Origin of the sequence: Mycoplasma sp. 'Moose RK', from assembly GCF_015708155.1 — a bacterium.
Classification (GTDB): domain Bacteria; phylum Bacillota_I; class Bacilli_A; order Mycoplasmatales; family Metamycoplasmataceae; genus Mesomycoplasma.
This window is the reverse complement of sequence record NZ_JADDYD010000001.1, coordinates 686287-700613: the sequence shown is the minus strand read 5'-3', so window position 1 is coordinate 700613 and position 14327 is coordinate 686287. Positions and strand designations below refer to the sequence as shown.

At 29.5% G+C, this 14327-nt stretch carries 5 protein-coding genes and 1 pseudogene; all 6 read left to right on the top strand.

The window, feature by feature from the left end:
• The first annotated feature begins 137 nt into the window (after positions 1 to 137).
• Entirely contained in the window at positions 138 to 3035 is a 2898-nt protein-coding gene (locus tag IM807_RS02565) for a P97 family adhesin (RefSeq protein WP_196362987.1), read from the top strand.
• 23 nt (positions 3036 to 3058) lie between these two features.
• The gene (locus tag IM807_RS02560) at positions 3059 to 6040 is read left to right on the top strand and encodes a P110/LppT family adhesin N-terminal domain (protein WP_196362986.1); all 2982 of its coding nucleotides are present in this window, start codon (positions 3059 to 3061) and stop codon (positions 6038 to 6040) included.
• Between the two features lie 268 nt (positions 6041 to 6308).
• Positions 6309 to 9290 carry a P110/LppT family adhesin N-terminal domain gene (locus IM807_RS04385; RefSeq protein WP_196362985.1) on the top strand — a complete coding sequence of 994 codons (2982 nt, stop codon included), beginning with the start codon at positions 6309 to 6311 and terminating at the stop codon, positions 9288 to 9290.
• Between the two features lie 308 nt (positions 9291 to 9598).
• Positions 9599 to 10096: a 50S ribosomal protein L10 gene (gene rplJ, locus IM807_RS02550; RefSeq protein WP_196362984.1), complete on the top strand. Its 498-nt coding sequence runs from the start codon at positions 9599 to 9601 to the stop codon at positions 10094 to 10096.
• A 48-nt stretch (positions 10097 to 10144) separates the two neighbouring features.
• A complete protein-coding gene (gene rplL, locus IM807_RS02545; protein ID WP_196362983.1) occupies positions 10145 to 10510 on the top strand; it encodes a 50S ribosomal protein L7/L12 in 366 nt (121 codons plus the stop codon).
• A 201-nt stretch (positions 10511 to 10711) separates the two neighbouring features.
• Positions 10712 to 14203 (top strand): annotated as a pseudogene (locus IM807_RS02540) (DNA-directed RNA polymerase subunit beta); the annotation flags it as partial.
• Between the last annotated feature and the right edge of the window lie 124 nt (positions 14204 to 14327).

Below are 14327 nucleotides of genomic sequence, written 5' to 3'. Positions count from 1 at the left end.
CCTAATTTTTTATAGTTTTTAAAATTTCATATAGAAAAATAAAAATGTGATATAATTTAGTTTGAAATTGTTTTTGACCTTCAAATCAAACAGAAATAAGAAATTTGAAGAAATTTGAAGAAATTAAGGGAGTTTTTATGGAAAACCTTGTAAAAAAAAAAAAAAAACTGATAAATAATAAGAAAAACATTTTCGCTCTCAGTGCAACCATCCTTTTTTCATCGCTTGTAATTGCGACTCCACCGATTGTTGTTAGTCTTCTTCCTAGCAAAAATCCCTTATTTGAAGTTCAAAATCAGGCCAAGTTGATTTCAAATGTTGACCTAAAACATGAGTTTGATTCAACAAAATTTAGTTATCTTGAAATAAAAAAGCAACTTTTTAATGTAGATGGTACTAAAAAAACTAACGTAAATTTCACTGATTTTTTTAATTTTTTCCAAAAAAATAACAATAATCTTCCAATTGATTTCGCTACCGACCAGGAATGATCGCGCTTTAAAGTTGAAATTGTTGACATTGATCCTGTAGATAAAGAACAATCTTTTATAGTCTATTATCGACTTTTACAGGATCTTGGTGATCAAAAAATTGCAAAATCTGACCTTTATAAGAAAAAAATTGCCTATAATTTTGCCTCAAATTATTCATTAAGTAATTTTGTTGACCTTGCACAAAGAAAACTTAGCAAATTAAGAACTTTTTCTAATCAAGAATTTAGTTCTTCAACTGAAAAAGAAATCACGAAATTAACCTTTATTGATGATTTTTTTGAAAAAGTTAATTCAGCATCTTCGCCAGTTGAAGCGCAAAAAATTCTTGGAAAATATTTCAATATTGAAGAAATTTTTGAAGAAATTTTTAGCTTCAAAAAAAATTATTTCCGTGATGAAACAGGAAATTTTAAACCACTTTATCAAATTGAAATTGCCAAAGATCCGTTGCTAAATTTGGAGTATTTATCAAAAGCACCAAAGGAAAATCAATATAATTTAACATTTAAGGCTAGTTTTTCTCCTTCTTTTATTGAACAAAATCAAGATAATCCTCAAAAAGATTCCAAATTTCCTTTTGTTGTCACACTAGATTTGTCAAATAAATTTTTAGATAAATCAGTTGCTAATAATATTAATTTGACCGAGTTTAGCCAAGATGATTATTATTTTCCACAATCTCAACAAAACAACACCGAAAACGGTGTCACTAGTTGAGATTTTTTTAATTATTTTAATAACCAAATTTTTGCAACTCAAGAAGATAAACAAAAATTTTTAGATAATATTTTGGCAAAAGCTCTCAAAACCTCTTTTTTGTCAAAACTTGAATTTAGTTCTGAACTTGATGGTTTGGATTTAGGTCAAGTTTCAAAATTCCTTGATATTGAAATTAAAATTGACTCTGAAATGACCAAACTTGCCTTTGACAAAGGCGAGGTAATTGCAAAAGTTGTGGGAAAAATTATTATTAAAAATAAAAAGGATCAAAAAATAATTGCTCAAAAAGATTTTGTCCAAAATGTACAAAATCTTGAAGTAATTGCGCAAAATGATCCGCAATTAGCGCAAAAAGTTAAAACAACGCAATTTAAATTTGAACCCAAATCAACTTTGAGAATAAATGATCCTTATGGATTACCAAGAAATGAAATTATAAAATTGATTGAAACAAATAATTTTGATAAATTAAAGTCCATTCTTGAAAACGGTAATTATTATGGCTACAATTTTGAAGAAGACAAATTAAAAGCGCTAATTAACAATTTTGAATTGCTCTCAATTGAAGAATTTAACAAAAATTCAAAAATTAATTATATTAAGGGAGGAAAAGAACAAAAAACCAAAGTCATTAATTTTTTGAATCCCGCTTTTAAAGGAACTACTGAAACCAGTCGTTTTTTTGGTGCGCTTGCCAAAAAAGGGATTAATTTTGTTGCAAAATTTTGGTTTGATTATCTCAAACATTTAAATTTGATTGAGTCACCAACTGAATTGTCAGCAAATCTTAATTCTAAAAACATTTTTTCTGAGTTAAGCAAAATTAAACTTAATACAAAACAACCTGAAATTACTGATCAAACACCTGAAAAGGGCATTTGACTTGTTACTTTTAACACTGATCACCTATCAGATAACGAACATCTAAATAATAGTTTTTATATTGACAAAAAATTTGATAAAATTCTAGAATTAATTAAGAGTAATTCTAATTCTAATTCTAATTTAGATGCAAATTACTTTTTAGAACAAATTTTTTTGACAACAAAAACTGTTGGTGATAAAGATTTTTTATCACAAATTGATAATAGCAATACAACTATGAGTAGTTTAGCTGACTTTTTGGTTGGTTTTTATTACTTAGTCTTCAAAAAAAATGGTCAATTTTTAACTGAACCACTTGGTAAAAATTATGATTATAAAATTCAATTTGCAATTGAACCAGTTTTAGCAAGTGTTGCATCAACTGCTGGTGTAACTAGTGAACCAAAATTAACACTAAAATATTGGTACAAAGTTGGTCCTGTTGATGAAAAAGGCAATTTAATTTCCACTATTTTTGAGACCAAACAAACTGAATTAGAACTAAAAACAAACCAAAAAGGTATTTTACTAACTGATGAAGTTCAAAAATTAGACGAAATTGCTCGTGAGTTTCCCACAGTTAGTCAATACACTTTTTTAACAGAAAAAGATTATAATGACCTTCTTGCCAAAATGAAAGAAGCTGTTAAAGGCAAAATTGGAAAACTTGTTGATGTTTCAGATTTAATTAAAAAGTTTCCATTTTATCGTTATTTCACTACTAATTATCCAGGATTTGGTCTCTATGTTTTTGAGAAAAGTTGAGGTAAAGAACAAACTAATGGAATTAGAGGAATTCTTGAAAGCTCAGATCCAGTGGGTGGAAACCAAAAACAATTCAATTTTTGACTTTATGCTTATAACAAAGCATACAATAAAAACCGTCCATGAAGACGTTCATCAGTTCCAATAAAAGTTATTATAATCCAACACAATGAATCATTACTTTTATCATAGTTTTGAAAGGATTTTAGAGAATTATGAAAAAACTTACTTTAAAACAAATACTTTTGACAACTTTAGGAATTAGCGCAATTGCTGGTGTTGCAATTACAATTCCACTTGCCATTTCATTGAGTTCAAAAAATTTTGATCAAAAATTAAAGGAATTTGTTGAAAATAAAAGTTCTGCCAAAAATTTGAAAAAATTTACCTTTGAAGATAGGCAACAAATCGAAGAATTAGCTAAGAAATTACAACCAAAATCAAAATTTTCTGAACGTTTAGATGCTTATGAAGCATTAAATTTGCATTTTGACAAAAGTTACAATTTCAATTTAAATGATGCAGTTGATTTTTCAGAGTTAAAGGAAAAATTTCCCAATTTAATATTCAAAATTTTAGTTCCTGAGTCAAGTAGTACTATAAAAATTAATCAGAATATCATTAAAGATTTACCACTTAGTATTACAAATGTGGAAAAAACTGTTAATTTTGTAACCAAAATAAACCTTGATTTTTCAAAAAAATTGAAAAATTTTCAATTTACACCAGAAAATCTTAGTGCAACAATTAGCCTTTCAAAATTAGATTTTTTGAGAAACAAAACCGCAACAGAAATTGCGCTTTTGTTTTATAAAGATTTTTATGAAAATTACAAAGAATCAAAAGATTCTCAAAAAGCACTTTTTAAAACTTTTTCCAAATTTGGTGGGATTTCCTTGAATTTAGGAACAGATTCCTTGGTTGTTTTACCCTCAAATTATGAAATAAAGCCTGATTTACATCTTGAAAAATTGATTTTTCAAGATGTAAACGACTTCAAAAAAACAATTTCACTAAACATGATCTTGTTTGACAAAAAAACAAGCAAATCAACTAATTTTTCCCTAAAATTTGTTGATTTTCCATTGCCAAATGAAAATTTTGTGAACAAATTTGCAGAAATTTTTAGTCAAAATTTTAATTTAAAACCAGAAATTTCAGAATATTTAGCAAAAAATAATTTAAAACCAAATCAAATTATTGGAAAAAATTCCACCAATAACTCAGTTCAGCATTATGATTTTTCTTCTCTTTTTTCACCTAAGCAAAACGATAACAATGCTAATTTTTTGAATGATTTTAAACCCTTTTTACCTGATTATTTTGAAGCAAAAGAAGTTGTTTTTAAGATAGGTGAATTTCAAAAATCCAATAAAAATGAAAATTTATTTCCAATAAATTTTCAAATCCTAGGAAAATTTTCGGAAAAAATTAATCTTCCAGCAGGTTTAAATTTTGATAAAAATAGTGAATATAAGTATGATTTCAATATTCATTTTGATGCAACAGGTGAAATTTCTTCTTTTCATCTAAAAAATGCAGTTGAAAATTTTAATTCTGTCAAAATAAACGATTCTGAAAATTTGATTTTTAAGCTTAAACAAGATTTACCAATTACAGTTTTTGATTCAACAATTGATGATACAATTAAGCAATTTTTCAACAAACCACTTGAGCTTAAAAATATCACACAAACTGCTGAACCATTGTTTAAATTGTTAAATTACTTAACAAGTCCTATTAAAATAAAAATTGATACACCTGCACCAACTCCACCTGTACCACCTGTACCACCTGTACCACAACCTGCAGTAGCTTCCGCTTTTTCAACTAGTTCGTTTGCAACCTCAGAAAGTGCTACTACTACTACTACTACTACTACTACTACTACTACTGGTTCTTCTACCGCTAGTGAATCAAATGGCAAAAATGAAATTTCATCAACAATGACACAGGATCAAAAAGAAATAGAACAACCATTAGGTGATTATTTAAAATCAATTTTTCAAACTCTTGAAAAAACAAATTTTACGCAAAACACTTTTGCATATTTATCTTCAAGTTTTGAAGATAAATATGCACTTGAAATTGAACTTAAGCAAAAAGAAGAAATACTTAAAAAATTCAAAATTAAAATTGAAAATGTTCAACGTGAAAATATTGCTTATAAAGAACTTACTGACAATACAAAAACTTATCTTTTTCTTGATTGACAAACAAATGTTAAATCATGAAACTCACCAAGCTCAAAATGAAAAAACCCAATAATAGAAACTCCAGTCACAAAAATTGTGTCTTCAATTTCTTCAATTAATAATCCTAAATTGGAATTCAAACCTGGAAAACTCCCTGTTGGGTTGAAATATGAAAAATCTACACACAGATTTGTTAATGAAAAAGATGGTGGTATTTACATAACTGATGGAGGTTTGTCATTAAATAATACAACAACTTCTACTTCACAAACATCAAACTCAAATGAATCTCTAAAATTAAAACTTGGACAGACTTTTGTTTATATTTTTAAACCAACAAAACAAAATGAAGAACCTGCATCCGGATCAAGCTCAAGCTCAAAATACTTTTTACTCAAAAGTAATTATGATCCAGGAGAAAAAGCAGCAGCGAAACCAAAAGCAGCGAAACCAAAAGCAGCGAAACCAAAAAAACCAGCTAATACAACTCTTATTAGTTTTGGCTTTGTGATTAATTTTTGCTCTGATAAAAAAGTTACAATTGGTTATCATACAGAAAATACTAGTAGTTCTGTTACTCATAATGACAAAAAACCTATTTCTACTACTAAGGAAAATGGTAGTTCTGGAAAAAAAATAGAAATGAAAAAAGATTTTCTTTTAAATCCTGATGCAACAGTGATGTTGGTTGCAACAATTGATAAATCTGCAACAAATAACCAACAAACATTAAAATTTTCTTTTTATTCATCAGAGCATAAAAATGGTTTAGAACCTCTTTTTAAGTGAGAGCAAGAGATGAAATTTGGTTTAAATGTTGATCTATTTAAAGATTTAACAATTGGAACCACAAGAACTATTGATGAAAAAAAAGAAAATAATGAACAAAAAAAAGAAAAACCTGGAATTACTTTCAAAGCTCTTGCTTTATTCGATAAACCTCAATCAGAAGTTGTATTTGATGAAATCATTGAAAAATTTCATAAACAATATTTTCGTTAAATTATTTTTCTTTCATAAACTAAGTTAAAATGTAAAAATTTAGAATTTTGATACAATTAATTTTTATTAATTTAGTAGTGAATAAATTAAAAAAGTGTATTTACAACCTAGTTTAACATTGAATTTTGACAAAAAAGCAAGTAAAATTTTTAAATTCGACAATGGATTTTTTGTTTTAAAATTAAATAGCAGCAGTTTATTACTACCATTTTCAATTTAAAACAAAATTTACATTTTTATCATAGTTTTGAAAGGATTTTAGAGAATTATGAAAAAACTTACTTTAAAACAAATACTTTTGACAACTTTAGGAATTAGCGCAATTGCTGGTGTTGCAATTACAATTCCACTTGCCATTTCATTGAGTTCAAAAAATTTTGATCAAAAATTAAAAGAATTTGCTGAAAATAAAAGCTCTGCCAAAAATTTGAAAAAATTTACCTTTGAAGATAGGCAACAAATTGAAGAATTAGCTAAGAAATTACAACCAAAATCAAAATTTTCTGAACGTTTAGATGCTTATGAAGCATTAAATTTGCATTTTGACAAAAGTTACAATTTCAATTTAAATGATGCAGTTGATTTTTCAGAGTTAAAGGAAAAATTTCCCAATTTAATATTCAAAATTTTAGTTCCTGAGTCAAGTAGTACTATAAAAATTAATCAGAATATCATCAAAGATTTACCACTTAGTATTACAAATGTGGAAAAAACTGTTAATTTTGTAACCAAAATAAACCTTGATTTTTCAAAAAAATTGAAAAATTTTCAATTTACACCAGAAAATCTTAGTGCAACAATTAGCCTTTCAAAATTAGATTTTTTGAGAAACAAAACCGCAACAGAAATTGCGCTTTTGTTTTATAAAGATTTTTATGAAAATTACAAAGAATCAAAAGATTCTAAAAAAGCACTTTTTAAGACTTTTTCCAAATTTGGTGGGATTTCCTTGAATTTAGGAACAGATTCCTTGGTTATTTTACCCTCAAATTATGAAATAAAGCCTGATTTACAATTGGAAAAACTAGTGTTTTCAAATGTTGATGACTTCAAAAAAACAATTTCACTAAACATGATCTTGTTTGACAAAAAAACAAGCAAATCAACTAATTTTTCCCTAAAATTTGTTGATTTTCCAAATGAAAATTATGAAACAAAATTTGCAGAAATTTTTAGTCAGTCTTTTGTTTTTAACCCTGAAATTTCAAAATATTTAGCAAAAAAAAAAAAAAAATTGAAACCAATACAAATTATTCAGAAAAAACCTAGCGACTTAAATGTAGAATCAAATTTTGCTACCTGATTTCATGCAAAACCTGGCAAAGGTAGCGCCGCTTTTTTAAATGAAATCAAACCTTTTTTATCTAATTTTGTTGCTAAAAAAATTATTTTTAAATTGGGACAATTTCAAAAAAATCAAACAAAAAACGATAATTTAATACCAATAAATTTAGAAATTTATGGAAATTTTTTAAAATCACTTAATATTCCAGCAGGCGTGAAACTTAATAGTGATAGTGAATATATTTATAATTTTAGCCTAAATTTTGATGCATCACACTCAATTTATTCATCTTATTTGAAAAACGCATCTGAAAATTTTGGTTCTGTTGCAGTAAAAAATCCTGAAAAGTTGAATTTTGAACTCAAAAAAGATTTGCCAATCAGAATTTTTGCTTCAACAATTGACGACACAATTAAGCAATTTTTCAACAAACCACTTGATCTTAAAAATATCACCAAAACTGCTGAACCATTGTTTGAATTATTAAATTTTTCTACTGAATCCAAAGAAAAACCTGCAGTTACTCTAGAAACTATACCCCCTGTAGCACCTAAATCACCAATGATTTCTAATGCTTCAACAACTTTGTTTGAAGAAAAACCTTCTACAACAACAAGTTCTGAAAATTCAACCCCTCCTGTTCCATCTGCGCCTACTGTTCCAACACCAAAACCACAGCAAAAATTGGGGGATTATTTGAAGTCTTTTTTTGAAGACCTTGCAAAAAGAAATTTCCCAACAAACATTTTTATTTATCTATCCTCAAGTTTTAATGATAAATACACTCTTCAAATTGAACTCAAAGAAAATAAAAATACTTTTCAAAAATTTGAAGTTATAATTAGTAATGTTTTACGAGACAATGTTGCCTACAAGGAACTCACTGACAATACAAAAACTTATCTTTTTCTTGATTGACAAACAAATGTTGAATCATGAAATTTTAAAAACAAAGATAACACTGTAATAAAAAGAGTGTCTTCAATATCTTCAATTAATAATCCTAATTTAAAATTTACGCCAGGAAGAAGAGAACCAAAAACTTGATTTTACCCTGAAACCAAGCCTTTTATTAATGAAAAAGGTGGGGGTATTTACTTAACTGATTCAGGTTTTGATTTGAAAAAAGACATGTTGCAACCCAAAACAACTTCACAAAATCCTCCTGTTTCGACACCACAAACAGCTCCTGATGATTTAAAATTAAAATTTGGGAAAACTTTTGTTTATGTTTTTAAGCCAACAGATAAAATTAGACCAGCTTCAACAAAATACTTTTTGCTTAAAAGCAATTTCAAACCAGGTGAAAAATTTGCAGATATTAGTTTTGGACTATTAATTCAATCTTATGATAAATTAAATTCAACAAATTCAACTACTAACTTGATAGGCTATGGCTCTGAAGCGACTGAAAAACCAAATTATACACACAGTTCTGATAGTCAAAATAACACAATTTTTAAATTAAATTCTCAATTACAAAGTACTTTTAATGACGGTAAGACAGATATTAAAGTTAAACCTGATGCGACTGACATATCTCCTGAACCAAAAAATTCTGTGGAAATAAAAAAAGATTTTCTCTCAAACCCTGACGCTACAATTATGTTAGTTGTAACAATTGAAAAAAATGAAAAATCTAGCACGAAAAATACTCAAATATTAAAGTTTTCTTTTTATTCATCGGAACATAGAAATGGCTTAGAACCCCTTTTTGAATGGAATCAAGAAATTAAATTTGGTTTGCAGGTTGATTTGTCAAAGAATTTAACAATTGGAACAACAAAAACTGTTGGTGAAAAATGACCAGAATTTGATAAGACTTCCAGTCTTGATCAAGTTCCAAAAGGCGGAATCACTTTTAAAGCACTTGCATTGTTTGATAAGCCACAAACTAAGGAAGCTTTTAATAAAATAATTAGAAAATTTCACGATCAATATTTTGCCCCTTCAACTGAAAAGTAAATTTGTCCATTTTATACCTTTCAAATTTTTCTATTTAAGTAAAAATTCCTAAAATAGAAAAATTTGAAATACCTTATGTTTCCTTAATATTTTTCGTGCCAGATCTCCCATTTTTCATGGTGATTTAAGCAAAATTAATTTTAAAAATACTTCCTATAAACAAAAATCAAAAATATTTGGATTTTTTATATTTTTTGGTATAATTTTTGAACGCAATACATAGAGATAATAACTGTCAAGATGGCTTAATTTGTTATTTGAATGTAAGTTTCAAAGTATTGCCCCTAAAAAAAGAAAGGAGTGCAAATTTGAACGTTTTTCGCCAAAAAAAAGTTGAAACTGTTGTTGAAATTAAGAACTTACTTGCAAGTTCTTCATCTTTAGCAATTGCAGAATACCGTGGTCTCTCTGTTGCTGAATTGCAAAATTTACGCCAGGAATTAAAACAGGCCGGTGTTTTTTCAAAAGTCTATAAAAATCGACTTTTTAAAATTGCAGCTAGCGAATCTGGTTTTAATGATTTAGAAATTGATCTTGTTGGTCCAAATATTTTTACTTTCGGTTCAACAGATCCAATCGCCCCTGCAAAAATTATTGCAAAAACTGCCAAAGAGCAACCATTAATCGTCTTAAAAGGTGGAATTTACGACAAAAAAGTAGTTTCTGCAACAGAAATGGCTGTCATTTCTACCTTGCCAAATTACGAAGAATCACTTGCTTTGTTGGGTTCTGCACTTTTTGATCCATTGCGAAAATTAGCTATTGGCTTAAAATTGCTTGTTGATGAAGGCAAAATTTCTGCCTAAAATTAGTTAATTTTTTACATTTACAAAAAAAAAAAAAAAAGGAAAAAAATGGCTAAAATTACCAAAGAACAATTTATTGAATCACTAAAGGAAATGACTATTAAAGAAGTTATGGACTTTGTTTCCGCTCTAAAAGATGAATTTGGCGTTGATCCAACTGCAGTTGCAGCTTCTACTGCTCCAGTAGCTGCCGAAGCTGCAAAATCAGAAGTAAAATTAACTCTAAAATCAGCTGGACAACAAAAAGTAGCTGTAATTAAAGTAGTTAAAGATTTATTAGGTTTAAGTTTGATGGATGCAAAAAAACTGGTTGATGCCGCGCCTTCAGTTCTTAAAGAAGCAGTAAAACCAGAAGAAGCAGAAGATTTGAAAGCAAAATTAGTTGAAGCTGGAGCTGAAGTTTCAATTGATTAATTTTTGCTTGTTTAATTTTGTAGTTTACTAATTTAAAAAGGTGTTTTAAACACCATTTTTCTTTTTAATATTGTTGTTTTAAAAAGAAAAAATTTCCATAATAAATTGAAAAGTTTATTATGGAAATGCTTTTAAATTAGTAAAATTTTTGTATAATTTTATACCTTAATAAGTAAAGAAAAGTGAGAAAAAAGAGGGACAATGAACCAATTATTCAAACTAAAATCATACGGCTTGGGTACTCAACGCCGTTTTTATGCAAAAACTAATGCTAATCTAGAAACTCCCGATTTTCTAGATTCGCTTCGTGAATCTTTTGAATGGTTCTTGACCACTGGAATTGCGCAAGCTTTTGAAAAAATTTTTCCAATTGTTTCCTCAAATGGAAAACTTGAAATTAAATTTCGTGAAAATTCAGTTCGGGTAGAAAGACCTGAAAACGAATATTTGGAAATTCGTGAAGCAAAAATCAAGGGAAAAACTTATGCTGCCCGTGTTTATGCAACGTTAATTAAAATCCAAGTTGAAGATGGTGAAATGGAAGAGCAGGAAATTTTACTTTCTGAATTTCCCTACATGACCGAAGGTGGAACTTTCATTATTAATGGTTTTGAAAAAGTAATTGTTTCGCAATTAATTCGTTCACCTGGTGTTTGTTTTCGTGAAAATGTGCGGAATCGCCAGGCTGATGACCTTTTTAACAAAGTAGAAATTATTCCTCAACTTGGTTCTTGAATGGAAATTTTCCACAAAGTTACAGGAAATCAAATTGACACAGTTAAGTTTCGGATTGACAAACACAAAAATATTCCACTCATTGCTTTTTTGAAAGCGCTTGGTTTCACTGACGCAACAATACGCAAATATTTTGGAAATTCCATTGAATTACAAGAGTCAATTCGCAAACACAAATTAGAAACCTATGAAGAAAATTTAGAATTAATTTACCGAATTATTCGTAAAGACGACCGAATTACTGACGATGGTCTTAAAAATTTGATCCCTTCAATCATTTTTAATGAAAGACGTTACAATTTGGCCTCAACTGGTCGTTACATGCTAAATGCAAAATTAAATTTAGTTGATAGATTGACACAAACTTATTTGGCCGAAGATTTAATTGATAAAAACAATAAAGTTTTATTTAAAAAACAAACTTATATCACACGGCAAATTGCCCTTGAAATTCAAAAAAAGTTCGATAATTCTGAAATTCCACTTTCAAAAATTGATGGCATTGATTCCGAAGTTTATGGGCGACAACTACAAGTTAGCCGAAACCCAAAATTGGGTGAGCGCATTTATGTGGCAATTGTTAAAGTTTGACCAAACAAAAAAGCGATGATTCAGGAATCAGAGCCAGTAACCGTCATCGGAACTGACCCAAGTTTAACTGAAACTACCCTTGTTTTTTCAGATATTGTTGCGATTGTTTCCTATTATTTTAATTTACTAAGTAATCTAGGAAAAAATGACGACCCAGATTCACTAATTAACAAAAGAATTGTGAGTGTTGGTGAACTTTTGCAAAATCAATTTTTAATTGCGTTGACTAAAATTGAAAAAAACACTAAGGAGAGAATTTCTTCCAAATCAGATTTATCACAATTGACAGTTAAATCAGTCATTAACAACAAACCAATTTACAATCAGTTCAAAAATTTCTTTAATTCATCAAAATTATCACAATTTATGGACCAAATTAATCCTTTAGGAGAAATGGCCAATAAGCGCCGTGTTACTTCACTTGGACCAGGAGGTCTAAATCGTGATACAGCTCAATTTGAGGTTCGTGATGTGCACTCAACACACTATGGTCGAATTTGTCCAGTTGAAACACCAGAGGGGCAAAATATTGGATTGATTCTCAACTTTTCTGTTTTTGCTCGCACAAATTCAAATGGTTTTATCATTACACCTTATTATAAAGTGAAAAATCGTGTTGTTGATTTTTCCAAGGTTCATTGATTAACAGCAGCTGAAGAATTTGACCTTAGTTTTGCTCAATCCTCAATTGAAATTAATGAAAAAAATGAAATTATTGCTGACAAATTAACAGTCCGTAAAAACCAAACTTACCTTGTCATTGATGCAGATCAAGTTGATTACATTGATGTTTCTTCAATGCAAATGACTTCAATTTCAGCATCAGCAATCCCATTTTTGGAAAATAATGATGCTAACCGAGCGCTTATGGGTTCAAATATGCAACGTCAAGCAGTACCATTAATCAAATCAGAAGCACCACTTGTTGCTACTGGAATTGAAGCTGATGTTGCCCGCTATTCTGCAACAAATTTACGGGCAAGAACAGATGGAAAAGTCATCAGCGTTGATGCCAAAAAGATCGTAATTGATGATGGTGAAGGCAAAAACACTTACTTTTTGAGATCATTTGAAAAATCCAATCAGGAAACTTTAATTCTCCAAAAACCAACTGTAAAAGTTGGTGACTTTGTAAAAAAAGGTCAACTAATTTGTGACGGGCCTTCAACTGACAATGGTGAACTTGCTTTGGGAAAAAATGTTCTTGTTGCCTTCTCAACATGGTATGGTTACAATTACGAAGATGCCATTATAATTAGTGAAAAACTTGTAAAAGATGATGTTTTTACCTCAATTCACATTCAGGAACAAACAATTAAATTCCGTTCCTCAAAAGCAGGAAATGATATTTTAACTGCTGAGATTCCAAATGCACCAGCCAAATCACGTGCACATTTAGATGCTAACGGAATCGTAATTATTGGTTCTGAAGTGGACACTGGTGACATTTTAGTTGGTCGAACTTCACCAAAAGGTGAAGACAACCCGACTGCTGAAGAGAAATTGATGGCAGCGATTTGGGGTCGCAAAGCGCTTGCACAAAAAGATACTTCGCTTCGCGTCAAAAATGGTGAAGGTGGAACTGTAATTGACGTGCAAATTTTATCCCGTGATCAAGGTGATACGCTTGAAGAAGGCGTTGGTATGCTAATTAAGATTTTGATCGCTCAAAAAAGAAAAATAAAAGTGGGTGACAAAATGGCCGGAAGACACGGTAATAAGGGAGTTGTTTCTGTTGTTTTGCCAGTTGAGGATATGCCATTTTTAGAAGATGGAACACCAATTGACATTGTCTTAAACCCTCAAGGTGTGCCATCTAGGATGAACATTGGGCAGGTTTTAGAACTTCATTTGGGGATGGTTGCTGCAAAATTAAAAACAAAATTTGTCACTCCAGTTTTTGATGGAATTAAAATTGATACTGTCAAAGAGCTTTTTGCAGAAGCAAATATTCCCGAATCAGGTAAATTCAAATTATTCGATGGGATCACTGGCCAACCTTTTGAAAATCCAGTTTCAGTTGGTTACATGTACATGTTGAAATTGCAACACATGGTCGATGACAAAATGCACGCAAGATCAATTGGACCTTATTCACTAACAACACAACAACCCTTGGGTGGAAAATCGCAAAATGGTGGACAAAGATTTGGGGAAATGGAAACTTGAGCACTTGAATCCTTTGGTGCCACTTCCGTTTTGTCAGAACTTTTGACCTACAAATCTGATAATATTCATGGTCGAAATTTACTTTATAACAACATAATTTCAGGCGGAAAAATTCCGCACCCTGGTACCCCAGAGTCATTTAATGTTCTTGCCTATGAGCTTCGTGGTTTACTAATTAAACTCGAAGTTCACAAAAAATTCCAACCAGGTCAAGAACCCGATGATGAAATGGATTTAATGAAAAGCACAGAAATTGCTGCTGAATATGTTGATGATTTTAATGATGGTCATGTTCAGCTTGAAAATCTTGATGATCAATACG